General features: G+C 58.6%; 21 protein-coding genes. 3 read left to right on the top strand and 18 right to left on the bottom strand.

Annotated elements, in window-relative coordinates:
* Positions 1–4: 4 nt before the first annotated feature.
* The 14 genes from JW885_08260 to JW885_08195 form a co-directional block, all read right to left on the bottom strand.
* A complete protein-coding gene (locus JW885_08260; protein ID MBN1882152.1) occupies positions 5–1,807 on the bottom strand; it encodes a hypothetical protein in 1,803 nt (600 codons plus the stop codon).
* Positions 1,808–2,782, bottom strand: coding sequence for a GDP-mannose 4,6-dehydratase (locus JW885_08255; protein ID MBN1882151.1), 975 nt, complete (start codon positions 2,780–2,782; stop codon positions 1,808–1,810).
* Positions 2,783–2,808: 26 nt separating this feature from the next.
* Complete coding sequence (locus tag JW885_08250) at positions 2,809–4,062, bottom strand: glycosyltransferase (GenBank protein MBN1882150.1); 1,254 nt, start codon at positions 4,060–4,062, stop codon at positions 2,809–2,811.
* A 12-nt stretch (positions 4,063–4,074) separates the two neighbouring features.
* Positions 4,075–5,979, bottom strand: coding sequence for an asparagine synthase (glutamine-hydrolyzing) (gene asnB, locus JW885_08245; GenBank protein ID MBN1882149.1), 1,905 nt, complete (start codon positions 5,977–5,979; stop codon positions 4,075–4,077).
* A 6-nt stretch (positions 5,980–5,985) separates the two neighbouring features.
* On the bottom strand, positions 5,986–7,560 hold the full coding sequence (locus JW885_08240; protein MBN1882148.1) for a hypothetical protein: 1,575 nt from the start codon (positions 7,558–7,560) through the stop codon (positions 5,986–5,988).
* 108 nt (positions 7,561–7,668) lie between these two features.
* Positions 7,669–8,745, bottom strand: a complete 1,077-nt coding sequence (locus JW885_08235) for a metallophosphoesterase family protein (protein ID MBN1882147.1) — start codon at positions 8,743–8,745, stop codon at positions 7,669–7,671.
* A 310-nt stretch (positions 8,746–9,055) separates the two neighbouring features.
* The gene (locus JW885_08230) at positions 9,056–10,090 is read right to left on the bottom strand and encodes a glycosyltransferase family 4 protein (GenBank protein MBN1882146.1); all 1,035 of its coding nucleotides are present in this window, start codon (positions 10,088–10,090) and stop codon (positions 9,056–9,058) included.
* Positions 10,087–10,983 (bottom strand): glycosyltransferase, encoded by an 897-nt coding sequence (locus JW885_08225; protein ID MBN1882145.1) that lies wholly within the window; start codon positions 10,981–10,983, stop codon positions 10,087–10,089. Before JW885_08225 ends, JW885_08230 begins: the two co-directional genes overlap by 4 nt.
* Positions 10,967–12,172, bottom strand: coding sequence for a glycosyltransferase family 4 protein (locus tag JW885_08220; GenBank protein MBN1882144.1), 1,206 nt, complete (start codon positions 12,170–12,172; stop codon positions 10,967–10,969). Before JW885_08220 ends, JW885_08225 begins: the two co-directional genes overlap by 17 nt.
* Positions 12,173–12,272: 100 nt before the next feature.
* Positions 12,273–13,259 carry an NAD-dependent epimerase/dehydratase family protein gene (locus tag JW885_08215; GenBank protein ID MBN1882143.1) on the bottom strand — a complete coding sequence of 329 codons (987 nt, stop codon included), beginning with the start codon at positions 13,257–13,259 and terminating at the stop codon, positions 12,273–12,275.
* Between the two features lie 123 nt (positions 13,260–13,382).
* Positions 13,383–14,501, bottom strand: a complete 1,119-nt coding sequence (locus JW885_08210) for a DegT/DnrJ/EryC1/StrS family aminotransferase (protein MBN1882142.1) — start codon at positions 14,499–14,501, stop codon at positions 13,383–13,385.
* 10 nt (positions 14,502–14,511) lie between these two features.
* On the bottom strand, positions 14,512–15,297 hold the full coding sequence (locus JW885_08205) for a glycosyltransferase family 2 protein (protein MBN1882141.1): 786 nt from the start codon (positions 15,295–15,297) through the stop codon (positions 14,512–14,514).
* 34 nt (positions 15,298–15,331) lie between these two features.
* On the bottom strand, positions 15,332–16,501 hold the full coding sequence (locus JW885_08200) for a glycosyltransferase family 4 protein (GenBank protein MBN1882140.1): 1,170 nt from the start codon (positions 16,499–16,501) through the stop codon (positions 15,332–15,334).
* Positions 16,498–17,637, bottom strand: a complete 1,140-nt coding sequence (locus tag JW885_08195) for a glycosyltransferase family 9 protein (protein ID MBN1882139.1) — start codon at positions 17,635–17,637, stop codon at positions 16,498–16,500. Before JW885_08195 ends, JW885_08200 begins: the two co-directional genes overlap by 4 nt.
* Positions 17,638–17,703: 66 nt before the next feature.
* Between JW885_08195 and JW885_08190 the strand changes: the two genes are divergently transcribed.
* Entirely contained in the window at positions 17,704–18,219 is a 516-nt protein-coding gene (locus JW885_08190; GenBank protein MBN1882138.1) for a hypothetical protein, read from the top strand.
* A 29-nt stretch (positions 18,220–18,248) separates the two neighbouring features.
* Here JW885_08190 and JW885_08185 read toward each other — a convergent pair whose 3' ends face one another.
* The 4 genes from JW885_08185 to JW885_08170 form a co-directional block, all read right to left on the bottom strand.
* Complete coding sequence (locus tag JW885_08185) at positions 18,249–18,854, bottom strand: ComF family protein (protein MBN1882137.1); 606 nt, start codon at positions 18,852–18,854, stop codon at positions 18,249–18,251.
* A 212-nt stretch (positions 18,855–19,066) separates the two neighbouring features.
* Positions 19,067–20,362, bottom strand: a complete 1,296-nt coding sequence (locus tag JW885_08180; protein MBN1882136.1) for a phosphoglycerate kinase — start codon at positions 20,360–20,362, stop codon at positions 19,067–19,069.
* Between the two features lie 153 nt (positions 20,363–20,515).
* Positions 20,516–20,941 (bottom strand): hypothetical protein, encoded by a 426-nt coding sequence (locus tag JW885_08175; protein MBN1882135.1) that lies wholly within the window; start codon positions 20,939–20,941, stop codon positions 20,516–20,518.
* A 72-nt stretch (positions 20,942–21,013) separates the two neighbouring features.
* Entirely contained in the window at positions 21,014–21,676 is a 663-nt protein-coding gene (locus tag JW885_08170; protein ID MBN1882134.1) for a hypothetical protein, read from the bottom strand.
* 185 nt (positions 21,677–21,861) lie between these two features.
* Between JW885_08170 and JW885_08165 the strand changes: the two genes are divergently transcribed.
* Together JW885_08165 and JW885_08160 are read left to right on the top strand one after the other, a co-directional pair.
* Positions 21,862–22,812, top strand: coding sequence for a TAXI family TRAP transporter solute-binding subunit (locus tag JW885_08165; protein ID MBN1882133.1), 951 nt, complete (start codon positions 21,862–21,864; stop codon positions 22,810–22,812).
* A gap of 91 nt (positions 22,813–22,903) precedes the next feature.
* On the top strand, positions 22,904–23,977 hold the full coding sequence (locus tag JW885_08160) for a hypothetical protein (GenBank protein MBN1882132.1): 1,074 nt from the start codon (positions 22,904–22,906) through the stop codon (positions 23,975–23,977).
* Positions 23,978–24,025 lie beyond the last annotated feature (48 nt).

Genomic DNA, 24,025 nt, shown 5'->3' with positions numbered 1-24,025 from the left:
TCCCTTAAATGATGTTCCCCGCTCGTCGGACGGAAACTCCCATATCTCCGCAGATTTGTTCTATGTATTCCCCGACATCATCGGGGAGGTTCCTGACCGCGATGATCACCTCGTCGATCCGTCGTTCCTCGATGACCGCTTTCATACACTTCCTGTCTCCCCTCACCTTCACGCCGCTGATCATGCTTCCTCTCTTGGCCGGATCGTCGTCAAGAAAGCACAGCGGCCTCAGGCCCAGATTCCGGTTGTTCAGTATCTCCTGGAGAACGGCGTTGCCGGAATCGCCCGCTCCGAAAATTAAGACACGCCGCAGCTCTTTTCTGGCCCGCTGCTGGGTGAAATATTCCTTAAACCATCGAAGACTGGTCAGGCGGGCCGACACAAGGAACGACACGATAAGGAAATAGACGATCATCACCGACGATGAGTACCCCTGAAAGAACGTGAAGAGGAATAATACGACGGACGATACCACCGTCCCCAGGGCGGCGGCCAGCACCACCAGCAGCACATCGGAGAGGGAGACAAACTCCGGCAGCCTTCGATACAGGCCGAAAAAGTAAAAGGAGACCATCTGGAAAAAGATGAAAATGGGGAGCGATTGGCCGATGCGGAAAGCCGTCTCGGGATCGATATACCACTGCCCGATGATCAGATACGCCAATATATACGCTGCGATGACGTTCAGCGAATCCGCCACGATCTCAAAAAGGCGTCTCCGCCTCTGCGAGATTCGATCGGTGATCGCCCTATCCCTTCCCGGCCGGGCGGCCCGCTGCCTTGCATCCCCTACCTCCGCTCTTCCCAGAAATAATCCCAACAGAAACAGGAAGATGACCATGACGATCAAAAGTACCGCCACCGGGACGAGGTTCACCCCGGGCAGGGCGAAAAGAACCGCGAACAGCCCGAAGACCAGCGAGAAAAAATAAATATAGAGCACCGCTCTCCGCTCGGACATCCCCTGTATCACCATCCGGTGCGAGGTATGATCCCTCCCCCCCTGGTAGAAGGGGCGTCCCGAGATCGTTCGCATGACCGTCACGAACGTGGTGTCCAGGATGGGGACAGCCATCACCAACAGCGGCACCACGAGTACGACAATGACGTTGGACATGTGAGTCATGGTTCCGATGAGGGTGATGACCGCAAGGTAAAAACCGATCAACAGGGCGCCGCAATCCCCCATGAAAATCCGTGCGGGATTGAAATTGTAGCGTAAAAATCCCAAAGCGGCGCCGACCATGACCGCCGCCAGGACCGCCGTTTCATGCCACCCCATCAATAAAGACAGCACCATGATACACAGGGACGTGATGGCCGCGATTCCCGAAGACAGGCCGTCCATATTGTCTATCAGGTTAAATGCGTTGGTGATGGCGATGATCCAGAAGATAGACAGCGGTATCCCGATGAGCGGAGGAAAAAACTCGGAAAAGGCTCCGAAGATCACCACCACACCGGCGGCGGCTACCTGAACGATGATTTTGACCAGCGGGGACACATACTTCCTGTCGTCGATCAACCCCAGGATGAATATCATGGTGCTTCCCAGCAGGAGTCCCCATACCCGTCGATCGTTGAAATCGGACAGGAGTATGAAGAAGACCAGTATGCTCGTGACGATCGCCGTATAAATGGCGATCCCCCCCATCAAGGCAGTTGGTTGGGTATGCCAGCGGTCTCTTGAAATCTCTGCAATCCAGCCGAAGCGGGGGGCAAGGAAGATGACAATTCTGGTTCCCACCCACGAAACCATCAACGCCCCGATGAACGACAAGAGGACGATTGTATAGGTCCCGCTCATTTAACTTCCATAATATGCAATAACGTCCCGGATGATATCGTCTATCCCGTTCTTCGGTGTGTAATCGATCAGTCGCTTGACCTTTTCAAGATCGGGACAGCGTCGATTCATATCTTCAAAACCGGGGCCATATACCTTATCATACGGAATATATTCAATTTCCGATTTACTCTTCGTCACTGCTATGATCTTTTTCGCAAGCTCGTTGATGGTAATTTCCTCGCCGCTGCCGACATTGATGACCTCTCCGGTGGCGTCGTCGGTCTCCATCAGCGTTATAAGAGCGTCGATGACATCGTTCACATGAGTAAAGCTGCGGGATTGAGTGCCGTCGCCAAATACCGGCAGCGACTTTCCCAAAAGAGCGTTTTGCACGAAGGTCGGGATGACCATGCCGTAGCGCCCGGTTTGACGGGGGCCGACGGTATTGAAAAGCCGCACGATGGACACCGGCAGTCCCTTCTCGTCGTAATACGCGAGGGAAAGAAATTCGTCGATGGCCTTCGAACAGGCATACGCCCATCGGCGCTTGCTGGTGGGACCCAGCAGAAAATCATCCCCTTCGCTCAATATCATCTCCCCTTCCTTGATGTTCATCGCCTTCCCGTACACCTCCGAGGTGGACGCGATCATGGTCTTTCGCTTGAAGAGATTTGCGACCTTGAGGACCACCTCCGTTCCCCGAACATTGGTCTGTATCGTCTCCACCGGGTTTTCCATGATGAGCTTTACGCCCACCGCCGCGGCCATATGATAGATGACATCACACTTTCCCGCCAGCTCGTTCATCACCCCCTCATTGAGAACGGAGTCGATGACCACGTGGCATTTGTTATCGTATCGAATCGATTCGATATTCTCGAGACTTCCGGTCGAGAGGTTGTCGATGATATATACCTCATCACCCCGGGAGAGGTGCCGCTGCGCCAGGTGTGAGCCGATAAATCCCGCCCCCCCGGTGACCAATACATTCATATCGTATCCTGGTTTTTTCCTTCTTCTTAAAACGTTTCCCGGTACAACAAGGCCATATCTTTTACGAGGCGGTCCTTATCGTACATCTCACGGGCGTATTCCCGGGCCTTGTCCGATAGTTCCCGTCTCAAATCCTCATCTTCCGCGAGGAGCCCGAGGGCCCGGGCGAGGGCCTGGGAGTCGTTCGGGGGAATCAATACCCCCCGTGACGCGATGAGTACGGAAGCATCCTCTCCCGTCTTTCCCTCTTCCCCCGCCCCCACATTCGCCCCATCTTCACTGATCCCGAACAGGTCCGGAACCCCGCCGACCGCCGTGGATATCACGGGGACACCCGCGGCCATGGCCTCGATCACCGTCACCGGGGTGCCCTCGTTATCGGAGGTGATGACCAGCATATCCAGCCCCCGATAGATTTCCCCCATATCCCGGCGCCAGCCCACAAAACAAACCGCATCGTCTATTTCCAGTTCCCGGGCGTATGCCTCCAGCTCCTCCCGCAATTCCCCGTCCCCCACCACGACAAAGCGGAGCGGGGCCGCTCCGGGTTGCGTGTGATATCGGGAAACACCCTCCAGAAACAATCGATGGTTTTTGATGCCGGTGAGACGCCCGACAATCCCCGCAAGCAGACATCCCTTGTCCGCACCGGCGCTCCTTCGAAAATCCTTTCCATCGTTCGGGGCCGTCAGGACATTGGTGAAATCAAATCCCAGTGGGATGAGTCGAACCTTCCGCTCAGGGGCGACCCGATACGTCCGTACGACATCCTGCTTCTGAAGCGGACTGATAACCACGAGGGCCGTACACATTCTGGCCAGTATCCGCTCTATATATATAAAGACCCGGGTCTTGACCGGGTTGAAATATCCGTAAAAAAAGTGGCCGTGTAACGTGTGAAATATTTTAATCTTCTTTCCGGTAAAAATCAAGACAAACTTTGCCAGAAATCCCGCCCCGCGGCCCAGGGTTCCGGCCTTTCCCAGGTGGGTGTGTATGATATCCGGCTTCTGGGAAAGTATCAGGAAAAGGAGGCGAAAAAACGCCCTGAAATCATCGAACGGGCTGATCTCCCGGCCCAGCCCCGGGATACGAATCGGCGTGATATCGAGGGCCTCGGCATAATAGCTCATGTCTCCCTCGTACTCCCCCACCTCCCCTGCCGCGAGAATAGAATCGAACCGCTGCGGATCCAGATATTTCGTCAGAAGTATGGTGTGGATGGACGGCCCGCCCACATTCAGACGGGTTATGATCCTGAGTACCTTGAGTTTCTTCATTTCCTTCATCTCTCAGTGATTCGCCGCCCACCATTGCAGCAAAAAAATATTCCAGAGCGTAAAAGTGGCGTCAGCCCGACCGTCGGTGTGCCGCTCTAAAAGCCTTTTCACTGCATCATATCGAAACACGCCCAGGTCGTCCACCCCTTTTCTGGTCACCACATCATGGAACATGGGTCCCAGCCGTCCCTTGAACCACTCGCCGATGGGCATCTCAAATCCCTGTTTGGGACGCCCGACGATCATGGGAGGCAATATATCGCGAAAGGCGTCCTGAAGGATCCTTTTCCTCGTCGTGCCGGAAAGCTTGTACGAGCCGGCCAGAGAAAAGGCGAGCTCCACTACCTCGGTGTCCAGAAACGGAACCCGCACCTCCAGTGAATTCTGCATGCTCATCAGGTCCACCTTCACCAGCATGTCGTCGGGGAGGGTCAGGTTGAAGTCGCAGTAGAACATCCGGTTTTTGCGGTCTGACTGGAACGCTTCGTACAGGTGTTCGACCTTCCTCGCCGCCGGATCGTCAAGACCGAACCGATCGATGAGATCACTCGACAGGTACTCCTCACCCCGGGCCTGGGAAAAATTCGTCAGCCACCGGTAGTGACGCACCGCGGGATCGTCATGGTCGCCGGAGACGAACTTCCTCATCTTCCTCACCGCCTCACCGATCCCGCTTCCCTTGCTCGCCGGAAGGCGCGACAACAGGGGGGGGATCACGACCCTGCGGCCCGGTATGAGGCGGTACAATCCCATAAACACCTCCCCGAGATACTTCCAGTACCCGCCGAACACCTCGTCGGCCCCGTCTCCGGACAAGGCCACCGTCACCCGCTCCCTGGTCTTTTTCGAGACCATGAACGTCGGGATGACCGAGCTGTCCCCGAAGGGCTCGTCCAGGGAGTCCAGAACCCGGGGAATGAGATCAAACAGGTCATCGGCGCCGATCCGGTGAATGGTCGGCTCGATATGCGCGCCCCGTTCGATGACGGCCTTGGCATAACCGGTCTCGTCGAACCTTTGCTGATCGGAAAAGCCGATGGAAAAGGTACGGGTCTGAACCCCCATCCCGTCCATCACACAGGTGATGATGGAGGAATCCAGCCCCCCGCTCAAAAAGGCGCCCAGGGGGACGTCTGAAATCAGGCGGCGACGGACGGCCCGCTCCACCCGCTCCCGGAGGGCGGCTGTCGCATCGTCGTAGGAAAGGGCGTCCATCCCCGCGACCCGTTCTTTGAGATCGTAATATCGATAGACCGTCATGCCGCCTGTATCGACCCGGATTGCATGCCCCGGCGGGAGCTTTTTGATGTCTGTGTAGATGGTGAGCGGCGCGGGGATGTAGTTGAGGGAAAGATAATACATCAGTGCCGTCTCGTCCAGACCGCCGTCCGCGACACCTGAGGCGATGATGCCCTTGATCTCCGATGAAAACAAAAACGATTGTCCGTCCCATCGATAGATCAGCGGTTTGATCCCGTACGGATCCCGGGCCAGAAAGAGGCGCTTCTCCCCCTCGTCCCACACGGCTAGGCTGAACATCCCCACCAGGCGATGCACCACCGCCTCTCCCCACTCCCGGTATCCCGTCAGGATCACCTCGGTATCCGAGCGGGAGGAAAAGGTATATCCCAACCCCTTCAGCTCATCTTTGAGTTCGAGAAAATTATAGATCTCGCCGTTGTAGACGATATGATATCTTCCATCGGCGCTCCGCATGGGCTGTGCGCCGCCTTCTGTCAAATCGATGATCGCAAGACGCCGATGCCCCAGACCCACCGACGGCGTCACGCCGGGGGGTGACAGATAGTTCCCATACCCGTCCGGACCCCGGTGGCCGAGGACGTCCCGCATGCGCGTGAGCATGCCCTTATCGACGGGCGCGCCGTCCCGGTTAAAAACACCGACTATTCCGCACATTCTCTCTCATTTCTCAAACAATTCCTGAAAAAGCGAGGCCGCCGATTCGGTCACATCCCCCTCCGGGGATACGTACAGGATATCCTCGCCGCGGATCAATTCGGGAAGCCTCTCACACACACGTCCTGCGATTCCGTCGTCTCCCAGCATATCCCGATATTCGGAAAAAAACAAACGCCGAAGGTCACCACCGATCACCGACGGGGTCGAGAGATGAAGCTGGGTCAGGTTCTTGGCCATCGAGGCTACCGGCACCCGATCGCCGAAGGCCACGGCGTCGAGATCCAGAAGAAACAGCTCCATTTGATCGCCTTCAGGTGACGTCCGAACGGCGATATTCGTGGCCTTCAGATCCCGGTGGTAAATCCCCATTCGGTGCATCGATCCCAAAAGCCGCGCGACGGCCGTTACGCACCGCACAAGAATCTCCCCGTCCGTCTGTATCGAGAGGATGAAACGATCCAGCTCCAGGGCGGCGTGTCTCCTGATGGAGTCGGTCACCAGATAGACGGCCGCAGGGACGCCCAGCTTCTTTCGAACCAACAGCGCGATTGGAGCCGGCACCGAAAATCCCCTTACAAAAAGCCCCCGGGCCGCGCGCCAGGAACGATGGCCCCGGGACATTCTGAAAAACGTCCGCATCCGCTCCCCCACGGACAATCGCTCATACGCTTTGACGCACACCTCTCCGTCTTTTCCCGAAATCAGGATCACCCGGGCCTTGGTGTCGTCCTTGATGACATCGCCGCCGTTCGTCTCGAGACGGCGAACCAGGGAGAGGATGTCATCCAGCGCCCCCTTCGGGTTCCGGCCGCCGTCCGCGAACGCAGCCCTCCTGCCGAAGAGTAGAGTCCCCTTCGTGCGGACGGCGAAATATTCGGTGGAGTTTTTAAAGCATCGCTTCGTGCGGCTTAAAAGCCGACGCCGCTCCCGGGCGGCGACGCGTCTTTCGACATACGCCGCACCGTCGGAAAGTCCCCAGGAAACGTCCGGCCTCCGTTCCAGATAGCGCGTGAGAAAGGACCTGATGACCGCGGGGTCCCCGTCCGGTGTCACGGACTGGAGAAGGTCCGCGATGTTTTCAAGGCCCCGTCTGCCGGACATGGAGCGGGGGTGGGACGCGCGATGCAGGTCGATGACGATCAGGTCACGGACATTTTCCGACGCTGCCAGGAGGTTGCCGACATGGTAATCCCGGTGATAAAATCCCGCATCGTGGAGGGTTGCCGTGATATCCGACAGCCCCTCTGTGAGACCGGAAAGGTCGGCAATCCCCCGTTTTTCGAGAAGCCAGTGCACGGATTCGGCCCCTTCGGCCTCCTCGAAGACGAGGACAGCCCTCTTCCTTCCGCCCCTTTCCATTCCCACGGCACATATCGTCGGCGTCCGGACGCCCCGCAGTGCGAGATATCGCCCCGCCCTGAATTCCCTCATCGCCTTGCAGCCGAGAAACAAAGACTTGATACGCTCGGCCGTTGACATCCCTTTGAAGAGCTTGACGAAAAGCCTTTTTTCTCCCCAAGGAAAAAATCCATGAATCCGCACGTTGTTCTCGACGGTTTCCGTGAGCGCTTCAGGCACGAAAAAATCCACCAGGGCCAGTTTCTCCCAGCCCCGGCGGATATGCCAGTCAAAATGCGCCGATGTGCGCCGTATATACTCGATTCGTTCGATGGCGTGTCCCTACTCTCAGAGAGGCGAGAGCCTCGTTTTCTCGACAATCCGCCCCGTTTCATCCACCGCCGTCACCGAGCATTCGTCATCGGAAACATCCAGCACAAGGAAGTGACGGCAGACCTCGCCGTATTCCATGCTGCCGGACAGCCGGGCGTGGATATTGTCCGGATTTATCTTGTAGGGCCTGCCGCCCCCCGCTCCGCCCGAGACAAACAGAGGGATGCCGCCGTGAGAGCGCCCCCGGACATAGTGATGATCGTGACCGGAAAAGATCGCGGTCACCCCATACCGCTTCAGCATGCCGAAGAGGGTTCGGATACCGTACAACCCCGGGCGCTCCCCCTTGAAACTGATCGGGCCCTTGTGGGCGAACACGAAGAGATATCGAAGCTTTCCCTCTTTCGCCTGTTTCTTCACGTACCGATATAACCGGAGCGCCTGCCAGTAGAAACCGAGTATCCTGGTTGAATCGAAAAACAACAGCACGTCATTGGAGACGGTCCGGGCATAACAAAAAGAATAGCGTCCATTTTTGTTGGGGGTACAGAAATACCGGGAAAAGAGCCCATATTTATCCCGCAGGCCCAGATCGTGATCTCCCACCACCGGGAAGAGGGGAACACGATCGAACAGGTCCCGTCCCATACGGAAGAAGGCGGGCCAGTAGTTTTCGTCGCTCCGGTACACAAAATCGCCCAGAAAAATCATGAAGTCAGGATCGCTCTCCTGAAGCATGGGGACAATATAGCCGAACTCCTCCCGGGGGGCATGGATATCCCCGGCGATCGCCACCCGATAGGTGCTTCTTCTCACCAGCGTTCGAAAGCTCGATTCATGAAGCACCCGATTCCCGGCTTTCACCCGGTACCGATATACGGTCTTCGGGATCAGTCCGGTAATCGTTACCCGGTGCCGTGTGGACGCCGTCTGATCGTCGGAGATAACAATTTTCTCTTCATCATCCGGTGAAATACAAGCAACACTGCCGATACAGGGACGGTCGGTTTCCCAGAGAACGGTCATCGTATCGTCCCCGGGAAGCTGCAGTGAGGGACCAAGTTTGATATGTATATCACTTTGAGAGTGCATGAATATTCTCTGTTACAAATAGGTCTCGAAAACGAATCCCGGTTTCTCCCGCCGTCGGTTTTACTGGTTCCAAATGCGGCCCACGTACCCCGTACCGCCGATTACCTTCATCTCGCCCTTCGAGCGTATCTCCCATATAACGATATCGGAATAAAGACCGCATATATTAAGAGTATAAAATATATCAAAAATATACAGCGTCTGGCAAGCACTTTGCCCGATTTTAACGACGTATTGCAAGAAAACGTCCGCCGCTCATCCCCGCCGGCGACGCCCTTTTGCTCTGCCGATTTCCATTGATGTCAGGATATCATGCATCCCGTGAGGAATCCGCAATATCGGACAGAATTGCAAGATACCGGGGGGCCACAGATCCCAGGGAAAATCGCTCCTCCACACGTCTTCTTCCGGACAGTCCCATTTCCCTTCCCCGGGTCCCCCCACGCCTTTTATCCAGGACCAGCATCTCGACGGCCCGCTCCCATTCATCTAGGTCCGACGCCCACAGCCCCGTTTCCCCCGGCACCACCAGGTCCCGGTTCACCCCCACCGGAGAGACGATCGCCGGCACGCCGGACGCCAGATACTGCACCACCTTGAGGCCGCACTTGCCCCGGGTCCAGTGATCTTCGGAAATCGGCATGACCCCCGCATCGAAGCTCACCAGGTCCCGGGACACGTCCTCGGGCCTCCAGGTTTTTTTTATAACGGTGAGACCCTCCATCTCGAAAAATTCGTCGCAGACGATCTTGAGGGAGACACCGCCGTGTTTCCGGGCCACCCTGGCCACCGCCGGGGCGATTGCCCTGAGATAGGAGAGGTTTCCCCTGGTCCCGATCCAACCGACGATGAAATCCACCCCTTCCCTCCCCGTTGTATCCGCCTGATGGTCCTTGACGTCGTACTCGTCCGTGTCCACCACCGTGGGGATGATATGGATCTTCTCACGAGTCGTCCATTCGGCCGCCCGCTCGGCCAGGTAGGAGTTCCCGGCGATCACGCCGTCGGCGTTTTTCACCATCCGGCGAAACTTCCTCTCCCGTCCGGGAGAACGGGGATTCGTATGCCGGGACGAGCGGTACATGATGGCGTCGTCAAAATCGAAGACGAATTTTCTTGAAAAACACCGTACCAGCATGAGATCGACGTATCCCAGAAGCTTCCGCTGCACGATCACCAGGTCGTACCGGGAAAGCGACCGATACAGTTTCATCCGCTTGAGAGGGTGTCTCGGGATGCGCAAAAGACTCACCGACACCCCCGCCTTCTCGAAGGCCGGAATGAATTCCTTGACCCGAAACCGCCCCTCGAATCCCTTATGCATTAAAAAGGCGAGAGTTTTCATGAGCTTCGTCCCCGAAACATCCCGGTCAGGAGATACCGGTAGGGCCTCGGACGGAAGGGGGTCCAGTCGACCGCCGCGCGAAAGCAGCGTCCCGCCATGTCTCTGTCTCCGAGTTTCAGATACTCCCGGCCGCAGTAAAGCTCCAGGTCGCTCATGCGGCGCGAGAGGCGTCGTCGGGGGATACGATCGGGGTCGTAGTGTTCCATCAATACCTTCTTGGCGGTCCTTCTCAGATCGATCTTATCGTCGCTCATGCGGCTGGGGCTTTTCCTGACCCACGCCAGGGGGTGTTGGAAATGGGCCGTCGGCCGGGCGGCGGCGATCCTGAGCCACAGGTCATAGTCCTCCACCCGGAGATACGACTCATTGAACACCCCCACCGCTTCGAACACATCCCGCCGGACGATTACCGTGGGCGTCGAGACGTAACTCTTCATAAAGAGGCGGGGGAAGAGGTCCCCCTGTATCCAGTACGATCGATCGGGCCGTATTTCACGGATATCTTCCCCTAGGCGCACCGTGTCGGCGGAGGCCATCGCCACCTCCCTGTTCGCCTCCAAAAAAGCCATCTGAATCCTCAGCTTCTCCGGATGCCACAGGTCGTCGTCGTCCAGAAAAGCAACATACTCCCCTCGGGCTGCGGCGATACCGCGATTCCGGGCGGGGGAGGGGCCGTTTTTCTCAACGGAGAGGGGTGTCACGACGTCCTTGAACGCCTCCAGGACGCTTCTTGTTTCGTCCGTGGAGTTGATATCCACCACCAGGATCTCATCGGCCGGAAGGCTTTGGTCGAGCACGCTCTGAATCGCCTCGGTGAGCATCCCGGCCCGGTTGTGGGTGGGGATCACCACCGACACCGACGGGGCGTGAGCCGTATCAGGTACGAGATTCATATCCAGACAATTCCTTGTAGAAAGACAGTATCTCGGTCGCCTGTCGTTTTAGATCGTAGCGCCTGAGCGCCTCCGCCCGGGCGCCCCTTCCCAGCTCCTTCCGAAGCGTTTCATCCTCCGCCAGCCTCCAGAGCGCCCTCTCCAGCTCCTCCGGGGTCTCCCCGACCAGAAACCCCGTCCGACCGTCGATCACCAGCTCGGGGATTATCCCCACATCCAGGGCGACGACCGGCAGCCCCAGGGCCTGGGCCTCCCGGAGGGCCCGGGCGGTGCCGTCGGAGCCGGGCATCGTAAAGACGAACACATCCATGGAAAGGAGGGCCTCCCGATACCCCTCCATCACATATCCGGGCGTGATGATCTTATCCGCAATGCCCAGGGCCTTCGCCGGCTCGTGGACGCTCTCGGTCATCTGGGAGCTCCTGCCCAGAAGCAGCAGGCGGGCGCCCGGGTATTTCTCCGCCAGGGCGGCGAACGCCTCGATGACCATGTCGGCCTTGCGATATTTCTGAAAGCGGGCGACCATCCCGATGACCAGGGCGTCCTCGGGGATGCCGTACGCGGGCCGCATTGATGTGTGCGGCTCATCCGGGTTCCATCGATCCAGCTCCAGGGCTGGATCGACCACACGGATTTTTCCAGGAGAAACATCGAATCTCTCCTCGATCGCCGCCGCCCCCCTGTGGGAAAAGGTGATGATCCCGTCGGTGAACCACCGCAACAGAAAATGGTTTCCGATTCCCTTCTTGATGAAGTTTCTCTTGTGATCCGTACGGACGATGATCGGTGTGCGGCGGGCAAAAAGTCGGGCCAGGCCGGCCAGCGTGTGGTCGTGAGAGGAATGGACGTGTATCACGTCCACCGCTTCCGCGTCGATGTATCGGGCAAGCCTTCTTTTATCCCGGATGAATCCGGGTACGCCGAAGAGGTTGTCCGGCTTGGTCCGGGTGTTGAGGTCCAGCTCCGTGAACACCGAAAGAGGCGAATCGACGGGCACGTTGCGGGACGGATCCGGGCCGATCCCTTTTGCGTAGACCAGGATGCTCTCTGTATCCTCGTGGTCCGCCGGGGGCTTCCTGATCATCAGGGTCACATCTTCTCCCAGGCGGGCCAAGCGGTCGGACAGCGAGAGCACCGGCTCCGACGGTCCGGTCCATTTCCAGTCTGCGAGTATCTGTATAATCTTCATGGGCGTGTAAACGAGGGAGATAGGCCACCGGATGACGCGAGCCCGCCCGGAAACGGACACCGATGATCAACAGTAACGGCGCTTCCCGCCTCCGGGAGTTCTACCAGTAATATTTTTTATACTCTCTGTAGTATGCTGCGGTCTTTCGTATCCCCTCGTCCAGAGGGGTCGTGGAATTGAGAGGAATGAGACTCTTGAGCAGACTGATATCCGCGACATAATCCCCCGGCTCGATGGCCTTTCGCTCCTCATCAAAATTCGCGAACTCATACGATCCGGTCCCGACGGCGGCCACAATGGTTTTCGCAAGATCGATGAAGTTGATGCCCTCGCCGCTCCCCACGTTCAGCGCCCGTCCGTAGGCGCCGTCCGTCAGGGGGATTTTCACCAGCACATCCAACAGGTCGTCGATGTATATAAAATCCCGCAGGATCTTCCCTTGTCCGAACACCTGGATGGCCTCGTCGTCCAGGGCCTTCCTGACAAACCAGTTGAACACCCCGTACTCGTCGGTCATCATCTGGTGACGGGGGCCGTACGTATTGGTAATCCTAAGGGAGACGGTCTTGAGACCGTGCACGTTGTGATACAGGGTGAAAATCTGTTCCGCGGCGTTATTGGTCACGCCATACATCCCCCTTGGGTTTCTCGGATGGTCCTCGTTCACCGGCAGGGGAGTCATGGTGCTGCCGTACTGCCCTCGGGTGCCGGAAAAGAGAACGACAACATCCGGGTTCTCCCACCGGCACGCCTCCAGCAGCACCAGCGCGCCCCGCACGTTGATATCCACATCCAGAAAGGGGTCCCGCATGGAAGCCAGATGGTTGATCTGGCCGGCCAGGTGAAAGATGATGTCTTTATCCTTCACGAGCCTCCGAACGGCCATCTCGTCCCTGACGTCGCACACGTTGACATCCACCTGTTCGATGATGGGATTGATGTTGAATTCATTGGCCCCGTGCCCCGGCAGAAAATTATCGATGATCGTCACACGACAGTTTCGCCTGACCAGTTCGATGGCCAGGTTGCTGCCGATAAATCCGAGGCCCCCGGTAATCAGCACATTTTTTCCGTCAATCCGCTCCATGTCGGCTCCCCGTTCGTCTCAGGCGTTCCGTTGGTTCGAAATTGTATTGATTCTCTCCCGTATGTCAAGGAGTATCTCCACCGAGCTCCCCCCCAGGCGCCACTTACCCCAAAATCGGATAAACTAGAAGCCGTTGACCGCCTCGATGACCCGGTCCGCTTCGTCGTCCGTCAGCTCGGGAAAGAGCGGCAGCGACAACACCCGTTCACACAACCGCTCGGTATGGGGGAGGTGCACGTCCCGGTATTCACTCAACGCCTCCTGGTAATGCAGGGGTGTGGGATAATGAATCAGACTCCCGATTCCCCGCCCCGTGAGGTGCTCCATCAGCCCGTCCCGATCGTCCGTCTCCACACCGAAGACATACAGCACATGCCCGCCGTCCTCCGGAATGTCCGGGAGGACGACCCGGTCGTTTTGCATTCCCTTAAGGTATCTTCGGGCGATAGTGAGGCGCCGTGCATTCCATTCGTCAAGGTGCGCAAGCTTCACCCGGAGAAGCGCCGCCTGCAGCTCGTCCAGCCGGGAGTTGACCCCCGGCATCGGGTGGTGATATTTCTCCGTGGAGCCGTAGTTCCTCAGGTCTTTGATTTTCTTCGCCAGCTCTCCGTCGTTCGTCACCACGGCCCCTGCGTCCCCGAAGGCCCCCAGATTTTTCGTCGGGTAAAAGGAGTAGACCGCGCAATCGCTCTTCATCCCGGGGCCGATCCCACGGGATTTGGCGCCGTGGGCCTGGCAGGCGTCCTCCACGATCCCCGCCCCGACTTGAGCCGCCATGTCTGATATTGCCCGCATGTCCGCCATCCGGCCGTAGAGATGCACCGGGACGATCAGCTTCGTCTCAGCCGTTAGGGCCTGCTCCAAGAGCTCCGGGGCCATCAGCCGGGTGAGCGGATCTATATCCACGAACCTCAGCCGGGCGCCCGCGAGCAGCGGCCCGATGACCGTGGCGAAGAATGTGGCGGAGACCGTTATCACCTCGTCTCCCGGAGAAAGCCCCAGGGCCCGAAAAGCGAGCAGCAGGGCGTCGGTGCCGGAATTGACCCCCACACAGTGAGACACGCCGCAGTACGCCGCGAACTCCTCCTCGAAGGCCTCGAGCTCGCTTCCCAGTATGAAGCGGCCGGATTGAAACACTCTCGCCGCGGCGGCGTCGATATCGCCCTTCAGGACGTGATACTGCCGCTGGAGGTCAAAGAAGGGGACCGGGGATCCGTTTTTCTGTTTGTTTCGCGCGCCCATGGCGTGATGTTCACGACTCCTTCCCATCGGACTGCAGCACCGTGCGCCGCTCCCAGAGCTTCGCGTATTTCGCGAAGAGATAATAAGAGGTGGTCACCGCGATGATCAGCCCCGGCATGCCGTCCAGAAAGCCCCTCTTGAGCAGATAATCCCGGAAAAATCGAAACGGCGGGTTGAAGAGCATCTTGAAAAGGCTGACCTTTTTATCCGCCTCGTCCATGTCCACCGCCTCGATGTCGGAATAGAGGTTGACGGTCCGAATCTGGTCCGCGATGTCCTTATAGTTATAGTGGAGATAGACGTGCTCAAGCTCTTTTACCACGCCATCCACATGCACCTTGGCGTGAAGCCCCCCCTTCCACCCGCCTCTGTCTTTTCTGTAGAGGCGAACCTCGAAGTCCGGATACCAACCGCCGTATCTGATGAGGCGGCCCAGGTAATAGGTCCTGCGGTGGGTGATGTATCCGTCCGCCTTGGGCTCGCCCGTGGCGAAGAGATCCGCGATCTCCCGGGCCAGCTCCGGGCCGACCTCCTCGTCCGCATCGATGAACAACACCCACTTGTTCTTCGTCAGGCCCTGGGCGTGCTGATACTGGTCTCTGAATCCGGGCCAGTCTCGGTGATAGACCCGGTCGGTATATCGTTTGAGGGTCTCGACGGTGCCGTCGGTGCTGCCGGAGTCCACCGCCACAATCTCATCGGCCCAACGAACAACGCTCAAAAGCGCCTTTTCCACCGTTCTGATATTGTCCTTGGTGATCATGTACACCGATATGGGAGGTGGTCCCGCGGTCATGCTGTTTTTTCCTCTTCACCGCGCGCACAACGGGCTATCCGTTATCCGCGATCTCGTGATATATCGCCTCGATCCTGTCGATGTTTCGTGTATCGTCGTATGCGTCCCGGAGGCGCATCGTCGCCTCCAGGGCCCGCTCCCGGGCGGCACGGGGAAAAAACGCCGCCAGCGCCCGGGCCGTCTCCTCCACGTTCCGGGGGTCCGTCAGCACCCGTCCAACTGCCTTTTCCGTAATCGCCCCCGACGCGCCGTTTTTCACCGTGGTGATCACCGGCAATCCTGCAGCGAAGGCCTCCAGCACCACCAGCGAGCAGGAATCATAAAAGGTCGGATGATAATATATATCCGCCGCTGCGTAGAGCGGGGGCATGTCGGGCACGTAATCGAGGAACCGGATCCGGTCACGCACGCCCAGCCGCTTTGCCTCTTTCAGATACTTTTTCGTATCACCACGCCCCACCACGAAGAGCCGAAATGGCCGATCGACGAGATCACTCAGCCGGGGGAGCATCCGCACGGCCGGGAGCACCCCCTTGAGGCGGAAGTTGTTCGCCACCAGGAGGATGACGATCTCATCCTCTCCAACCCCGAGGCGGGATCGCTCCCGCTCCCTCACCTCATCCCGCAGCCGGGGGTGAAAGCGCGCGATATCCACGCCGTTGAACACCACCCGAATCCGCTCCGGATCGACGGTGTGGAACCGGATCATGTCGTCCTTGATCATGCCCGAGATGGCCACAATCGCCCGGACAGTGGGATCCGTATACTGACGCCGCTGGAGGCGCAGGATCAGGTAGTGGCGTATCATCAGGCCCCGCCTGATCTTCCCGAAAAGCCTCCCCCAGAACGACTCCCGGGAGGCGTCGTCCCCCTCTATCCATGACTGCTCCACCCCCGAGTGGGGATTCAGGAGGGTCACGCCGGTGTTATACCCCACGCCGTGGACGACGTCGAAGTTCCCGTCCGCCGCGATGTTCTCCACACCCCGGACAAATCCGAGGAGCCGCATCCACTTGGGGTGCCTGGGGGCGGAGATCGGTATCACCGTAATCCGATCGTCCGGCTCCGGGGCAGTATCCCTGGCCAGGATTGAGACATCATGCCCGCGATCGGCCAGGCCCAGGGCCAGCCCCCGGACGTATCCCTCGGCGCCGCCCTTTGCCGGGTCGTATTTATCTATCACCAGGGCGATTCTGAGACTCACGGTGACCCCCCCGCCGCGTCCGCCCGCCCATCGCCGAGGAGCTCCATCACGGCGTCAGCCGCCATCTGCGGCGTGACTCCGGCGAAACAGGCGCCGTCGGTGCAGGTTCTCTTTCGGCACGGGGCGCAGTCGGTCTCACAATAGACGATTCGATACGGGGTGATCGGATACGGCTCGTTCTCCGTCCGGTCCGTGGGGCCGAAGACGACGACCACCGGCGTCGCCGAAAAGGACGCCACGTGCATGGGGCCGGTATCCCCGCCGATACAGACATCCGCCCGGCGAAACAACTCCGAAAGCCCCGTGAGGGTCAGCATGCGGGAGAGCAGCGCCCCCCCCTCCTTCATGGCGCCGACGACCCGCCTCGCGGTCTCTTCCTCGCCGGGGCCGTAGGTCACCAGCACCTCGCCCCCGGTCTTCCGTACGAGGATATCCGCAGCCAGTGCGAACCGCTCCGCCGGCCACCGCTTGTAGGGCGTTCGGGGGGACGTCCCCGGGTGGACGATGATGCGGGGCCTCCTGCCGGAGAACGCCTCCGCCTCGATCTTGTCCACCTCCCGCTTCTCCTCGTCGGAGCTTTGCAGATACACCACGGGGATGGTGCCATCGTCCGCCTCACCCAAAAAGAAGCGGGCAAGCGCCAGGTTTCGGCGCACCCGGGAAAGCTTTTCCCTGGAAAGCGCCGTCCTGTTGTTGTTGCACAGAAAATTCATCTCCTTCGTGAAGGGCCGCGCATATCCGTATCGCTCGGGAGCTCCCGAAAACAACGAGATGATCCCGCTTTTGAACAGGCCGTGAAAATCCAGCACCGCATCGTATCGCCGGGCGCGTATCCCCTTCATAAATGCGAGAAACTCCTTCACCAATAACGGTAAAAAAAGGGGGTTTTTTGCAAGCTCCTTGATGCGCGGCGGAAAGATGATGACCTCGTCCAGGTCATCCCGATTGGCCAGGGCGCCTGAGGGGCCCTCTTCCGTCACCCAGGCGATATGGGCGCCGGGGAGCCTCTCCCTGATGAGGGAGACGGCGGGAAGGGTGCGAATGACGTCTCCGATGGCGGAAAGACGCACCACCAGTATCCTGGTATCTCCCGTCTTGCTTTTTTCTGGGTCTTTCAGCGTCTTTTCTCTTTGCACCGCGGCCCGCCCGGTGTTAAAATTTCAAAATTATCACACGAAACCATAAATCGCAATAGGAAAAGCATGAAGCAACAATACGAATACACGCGTCCCCCCCGATGTACTGCCGGCACACACGCATTTTTGCACACATCACTCTTCGTTCTGCTGGCGGTTGTCCTTGTCCTGAGCGTCTCCTGCTCCCGGCCCCGTATTATCGCCCTGGGTCTGGACGCGGAAAACGTCGTGGTGTCCGAGTCCCGGGAGGGACCGGCGAAGCGCCCCCCCGAATTTTCCCCAGGGGATGATGTGCATATCCGCTTCGACCTGACCGACTACGTGGTCGATACCGACGGCACCATCTACATTCAGGAAGACCTGGCGATGCTGGATGCGGAGGGGAACGCGGTCCTGGCCCAGCCGGAAATCATCGACACCCGCGCGGTTCCAACAGAAGTCGGCACGCCCATCAACGTGGCGAACGATATCACCCTGTTCGACAACGTCGTACCCGGCCCATACCTGGTGATACTCTTCATACGGGATATGGTCGGTGGAGGAACCGTCTCCATCGAGATACCCATCGAGGTGGTTCCATAAATCATGGATGTCCGCTCGATTCGGATCGGTCACTTCACCACGACCCGCGCCGCAGTCAGCACCCCCACCCGCCGCGCCCCGGAATCGATCAGTACCCGGGCGCACTCCCGTACGGTGGCGCCCGTGGTATAGACGTCGTCCACCAACAGGACCGACGCCCCTTCATACAAGGAGCGTCCACGACGTCCGCCCCCCTCACGCCCGCGCACGGTAAACGCCCCCCGGACGTTTCTCTCCCTTTCCGTGGGGGTCAGATTTACCTGGGGTTCCGTCCAGCGGGTTCGTACAAGCCCCCTCCCGTCCACACGCATCCCCCAGATCTTCCCAAGCCCCCGGGCCAAAAGGAGCGATTGATTGTATCCCCGCTCCCGAAGTCTTCGCCTGTGCAGCGGCACCGGCACGATGATATCGAACTCGTCGGGGGAAAGGCCGGGGTACGATGTGTCCGTCATGAGCCGCACCAGGGTGTCGGCCAGGTGAAAGCGCCGGTGATATTTGAAGAGTTGAATAACCGACAACAGCACATCTCCGTAGGCCCCCAGCGACCGGGCGACATCAAAGGGGGGAGGCGACAAGATGCAGCCGCCGCACAATCGATCCCGATCGTCCGCCGCGAAAAAAGGCCTGCCGCACATCGTGCACAGGGGGGATGTGATCCGGGATATCCTGGCGCGGCAAACACGGCAGAGAGTGTGTTCATGCGTAGATAATGGATCCCGGCAGACGATACATACCGGAGGAAAGATCAGCTCGAACAGCCCCGTACACCATATTCGCTTGGATATTTTGTCCACGGCCCCACCCCCGAATCTCCCGCACATCCCCGGCAAAGGGAGAGATCGGGGCCTTATTTCCCCGATTCCATCAGTGCGCGGACCGGCTCCAGGGCGTAGGGATCACCTTCCTCGATCACCTTCAGCACGGCGCCCCCTCCGGTGAAGAAATAGTATGTGTCGTCCTCGATGCCGTTCCGATACGCATCCGGGAGCACCTTCTTAAACGTGGCGAGAGTATCCCCGCCGCCGAAGAGCTTCATGGCGTCCCGATTCTTGTCGATGAGGTCGTACAGCGCCCTGGACCCGTCGATGAAATGGGGTGCGAATCCCATAACGGCGTTGACGAAGATGGTTTTCGCCCCGCCGATGGCCTCCTTCAGCCCTGGATCTTCAAAGGCTGCCGGGGCCACGTCCAGGAAATAGTGATAGGTACCGCCGCCGTGTATGTCGTCAAGATCGACGGTGCGGTACTTCCCCTCTACCCGCTCGTCCACAACATCCGATTCCGTCACCGCCCGAGGCTCCAGGATCTTCCCCATCTTCTCGTCAAGGGAAATGACCTCTCTCGCCAGGGCCTTCTCGTCGTCAGACACCCCCTCGATCCCCGTATTGTACCGGGCCGCCAGATACGTGTTGTAGATCACCCCTCCGAGTATCAGGGTATCGGCCCGATCGAACAGGGCCCGGACGGGGCCGATCTTCGTATCGTACTTGGCGCCGGCCACCACCGCCACAAAGGGCCGTTTCGGATTGAGGACCGCGTTCAGCCCGATGAGCTCCTTCTGCATCAAAAACCCGGCGTATGAGGGAAGCAGACGCGCCACATCGAAGGTCGAGGCGTGGGGCTGCCACGAGCCGAACGCATCGTTGACATACACATCCGCGAGCGACGCCAAATGCGCCGCAAAGCGCGCCCTCTCTTCCCCTTTTGTTTCCTCCCCGGCGAACCAGCGGGTATTCGGCAGATACACACCGCCCACATCGCCGCGCTTTAGGCGCTCGACGGCGTCCTTCAGGGTGTTTCCGGGGTCGACGATCCCCTCCTCCGTGGCGGGACATTCCGGCACCAGAAATGAGATGTTGAGCTTTGTTTTCAGGTATTCGACGATGGGCGCAACGGACGTCGCATCCGATACGGTGATATTTCCGGTTTTTTTGTCCCGGGGTCTCCCCACGTGAGTCATCAGCACTGGAAGGCCGCCCTGCTCAATGATGTGAGACAGGGTGCCGATGGTTGCTTCTATGCGGAAGGGATCGGCGATGTCCCCCTTTTTTACCACGTTATGGTCCACCCGCACCAACACAACCCTGCCTTTCAGGTCGGCGTTCTGCAAAAGCGGCAGGTCCGGCGAGAGTTTCTGCTCCATGTCGTATATCTCCTTTCATTGTGTACCGCCTCATTATAATGAGCAACGCATCTGTTGGCAAGCAATTGAATGACAATTCCGACGAATGTGTACAAGAAAAAAAACGGCCGCCCGAACGGCGGCCGCAAAAACTCGCAATATTATAAGCGCGGACTACAGATAATCGATGCGGATGGCGGTATTGCTCCGTTTGATGAACAGTACCTTGACGCTCCCGGTTGTGGAATCGAACAGGTATTCTTCCGCCTGGTGATTCTCGGACACATCCACCGGGCTTCCATACTGTCCGGTCAGGTCGCTGGGCGTCAGACCCGAGAGGGGAATGACCCGCACCATCACGACGATATCGTTGATGTAATACACCGCGGCCCCCTTTGTGCCGCAGGGGGCGCATACGCCGTCATAGACCATGATCGTCCCGGAATCCATAGACGGCTCTCCAAGGATCTCGATGACCTCCGTCTTGGTGGACACATTTGGGATGATACCGTTCCATTCCGCCGATGCCACGCCCGGGACAACCCAGGCAATCAAAAGAAGAAAGACGAATACGATCGGTTTCACTCGTCCCGTTATCATGATCGAGCACCTCCATACAAAACAAAACATATCATGACATTCCCTCCCTTCGAAGTACGCCCCTTCGGGCCCTCAGTAATCGAAGGAGAGAAAGTTATAGATCAAGCTCGCCGGCGTCAGGGCGCCCGATTCATCCCGCGCCGGCGGGAGGATGAACACCTGGCTGACGATATCGATGGGCTCCATGTATATGGTCACCTGTTTCCGGCCGCTTTTTTCAAACGAAAAATTCGGGGATATAACCGCCTCGCGAACGCCGAAGAAAAAATCCGTCTCGGCGTAAAACTCCAGTATATCCCCCTCTCCGTTGATGAGCATGATGCTCATTATGATGCGTCCGATGAATCGTTTCCTCTCAACATCGGACGCCGAACGCTTGACGGCGTCGAGATAATCCTGAATTGCGATGAAATGAGGCACAAAGTAGGTCAGATCGAGCGTGTCGGTGTAGACACTGTGGGAAGTCACGCCGAATATGGATGTATCGAGTCCCAGTATCAGGGAAATCTTGTAGGCGTCGAGCCGTTCGTCTTTGTATACCAGAACCCGACCAACGTCGCCGGGGAGTTTCGCCAGATCGTTTTCAAGCCCCTCGAAATTCTCTCGAAAGAGCTCGGCCGTTTCTCCCGGAAAGGCGGAGAAATCAAGCTGAACCTCCAACGCACTCGCCCTGACGGCGATTAGGATGAAAAAGATCAGAAACGACGCTACAATATTTTTTCGAATGAGAATCACCGCAATATGTGACAGGGATCACATAAGTGTTGGTTACGATACCGGGGATGACGGCCGTGTGTCAATAAAAATAGTATTAAATTTTTCTCATTGCTCACGCGTGCAGACGGGGAGGATGTCACCGATTTTTCCTTGACTTTGCCGATTTCTCATATAAGATGCCGTCAAAAAACGAAACGCCTTGTATGAAACGAATTGTTTTTCTTCTCTGCACGCTGATACTCATCCCGTGTCTTCCCCTTACAGGATCGGCACAGGAGCTTGTCCTTTCCGCAGGCCCCATTGACGGGTCTTCCTGGGCGCTGGGCATCAATCTTTCAATATCCCTGGAGGAAAGGACGGGCGATCAGGGCATCACCCTGACCGTGAATCCCTCCGAAGGATACGTCGATAATATCTCTCGTCTCAAACACGAAACCGCTGACCTGGCCCTGGTGGATTCCCTTACGGCATATCTGGGAACTTCGGGAAAAAGCTCCACCAAGCTGAGATCGCTGGGCGTTGTGGGAATGGTCGATGAGCACATTCTGCTCTCCGCCCACCGGGCCCGTGAGGGAACCCTCGCCGACCTGACCGATTCGGTGGTGTTTCTCGGCTCCCCCGGCGATATGGACCGGGAGGGGGCCCAGATGATGCTGTCGACCGCGGACGCCGCCCCCATTGAGGGGGGCGGATACGGATGGGATCCGGAAACCGCCGCGGAGCTGGTCATCGACGGGTCGCTGGACGGGGCCTTTCTCCCCGGCATCGCCCCCTACGAGCCGGTGACCCACGTGCGGCGGATCATGGGAGATGACGTCGTCATCATGCCGATCGAGGGGGAGATCGCGGACAAGCTCACGGCGGCATATCCGATATGGCGGCCTGTCATCCTGGCCGCCGGGACGTACCCGGATCAGTCAGAGCCGATCGTTACCGTCGCCCGTCCCGTGTACCTCGTGGCGAGCGCTTCTCTTCCGAAAAAGACCGTCACGGCGCTCCTTGAGGGACTGTACCCGACCGATCCGTATACAACCGAATTCTCGCCCGTGCCGATTCCCCTGTCGGCATGCGCACGATCGAACGTCCTGCCCCTGCACCCGGGGGCCGTGGAATTCTATCGGAGCCGGGGGATCGCCCCGGGCGGCGGGAAATAATGCGACGCCGGGAACGGACCTGTTTGAACGCACACGGGCAATACGGCGGCTTTCTTCCATTCGCCGTGAGCCCGTCTTGTGAGGGCCCATAATGAGGCACATCACCCTTGCCGGCGATCCCGAATCCGCGGGACGCACCCTCGGGGGCATCTACAAGGATACGCTGGAGCGAATCATCTGGGGCGGGACTCTCTCGGGGCTGCCGGGCTTGGGGAATTCCGCGCTCTCCCGAAACATGCTCGGGTATATCCACGCCCGTCTGTCGGATGAATATTCCCACATCGAGGCGCTGGCAGACGGCGCCATTCTGGACGTAACCCGGCTTTCCGACATGTTTTCCCTGGAGCTGGGACGCGCCTTCGGCCCGGTGCCTCCGATCATATCCCTCATGGCGGCCGTTCCCCGGGCCGACGGCGAGCGGACCGACAACGGCACCCCGGCCCTGGGCGTCATCATCGATACCGTACCCGTGCTTTTCCCCATGGCCTCCCTCATCACCCGAAGGCCCGATCGGGGGCATGCGTGGATAGAGCTCGATTTCGTGCCGTTTTCGGGGGCGTTTTTCGGCATCAACGAAAAGGGCCTCGCCCTGGCCCTGGGCCTTAAGCCCACGGAAGGGGACGGGGAGGGGGTGATCCCTCCATCCCTGTCCGTCCGGAGGGCGCTGGCCCGATGCACAAACGTCCGGGATGCTGCGTCTCTTTTGATGGAGGCGCCCCGGGGTGCGTCGGGTTTCGTGAGTCTTGCGGATATGCACACGGCGATGATACTGGAATTCACCCCTAATGCTGCGGAAATCCGAACGCCGAACATTGCGGCTCCGATCATCACCGCCCAGCATTTCCTGGCCCCGGGCATGATGGCGAGGGACATCCCCCATGATGAAACATTCCCGGCCGACGCACCCGCCGCACTTCGCTACAGGCGCATGTATGAATCCAGCGAGAGGCGATTCAACGCCGCCCACACGATCCTTTCCACGACACCCCCCCCCACCGGCTGGGACCTGATGGGCCTCTTCTCCAATGAGGGCTCCGGACTCATCACCAATGGTCCTTACTATCAGACCTTCACGAGCGCCGTCCTAATCCCCCGCAGGGCGTCGATCTTTCTCTCGACACGGGAGGATCCCGGCGCATATACCAGATACGGATTGAACGGCTGAGGCCCGAAAACTGAGTTTTCGGGCCTCACTCTGAAACAAAGCTTGTCG

The organism is Candidatus Zymogenaceae bacterium (assembly GCA_016931225.1).
Taxonomy (GTDB): domain Bacteria; phylum Desulfobacterota; class Zymogenia; order Zymogenales; family Zymogenaceae; genus JAFGFE01.
This window is presented reverse-complemented; position numbering and strand designations above follow the sequence as displayed.

Coding starts and splice junctions, on each gene's coding strand:
- JW885_08235 (MBN1882147.1), bottom strand. CDS start 8,745: ATGCACTCTCAAAGTGATATACATATCAAACTTGGTCCCTCACTGCAG.
- JW885_08250 (MBN1882150.1), bottom strand. CDS start 4,062: ATGAAGAAACTCAAGGTACTCAGGATCATAACCCGTCTGAATGTGGGC.
- JW885_08210 (MBN1882142.1), bottom strand. CDS start 14,501: ATGGGCGCGCGAAACAAACAGAAAAACGGATCCCCGGTCCCCTTCTTT.
- JW885_08260 (MBN1882152.1), bottom strand. CDS start 1,807: ATGAGCGGGACCTATACAATCGTCCTCTTGTCGTTCATCGGGGCGTTG.
- JW885_08205 (MBN1882141.1), bottom strand. CDS start 15,297: ATGACCGCGGGACCACCTCCCATATCGGTGTACATGATCACCAAGGAC.
- JW885_08255 (MBN1882151.1), bottom strand. CDS start 2,782: ATGAATGTATTGGTCACCGGGGGGGCGGGATTTATCGGCTCACACCTG.
- JW885_08160 (MBN1882132.1), top strand. CDS start 22,904: ATGAGGCACATCACCCTTGCCGGCGATCCCGAATCCGCGGGACGCACC.
- JW885_08185 (MBN1882137.1), bottom strand. CDS start 18,854: ATGTGCGGCAGGCCTTTTTTCGCGGCGGACGATCGGGATCGATTGTGC.
- JW885_08165 (MBN1882133.1), top strand. CDS start 21,862: ATGAAACGAATTGTTTTTCTTCTCTGCACGCTGATACTCATCCCGTGT.
- JW885_08225 (MBN1882145.1), bottom strand. CDS start 10,983: ATGAATCTCGTACCTGATACGGCTCACGCCCCGTCGGTGTCGGTGGTG.
- JW885_08230 (MBN1882146.1), bottom strand. CDS start 10,090: ATGAAAACTCTCGCCTTTTTAATGCATAAGGGATTCGAGGGGCGGTTT.
- JW885_08180 (MBN1882136.1), bottom strand. CDS start 20,362: ATGGAGCAGAAACTCTCGCCGGACCTGCCGCTTTTGCAGAACGCCGAC.
- JW885_08190 (MBN1882138.1), top strand. CDS start 17,704: ATGAAGCAACAATACGAATACACGCGTCCCCCCCGATGTACTGCCGGC.
- JW885_08175 (MBN1882135.1), bottom strand. CDS start 20,941: ATGATAACGGGACGAGTGAAACCGATCGTATTCGTCTTTCTTCTTTTG.
- JW885_08220 (MBN1882144.1), bottom strand. CDS start 12,172: ATGAAGATTATACAGATACTCGCAGACTGGAAATGGACCGGACCGTCG.
- JW885_08215 (MBN1882143.1), bottom strand. CDS start 13,259: ATGGAGCGGATTGACGGAAAAAATGTGCTGATTACCGGGGGCCTCGGA.
- asnB (MBN1882149.1), bottom strand. CDS start 5,979: ATGTGCGGAATAGTCGGTGTTTTTAACCGGGACGGCGCGCCCGTCGAT.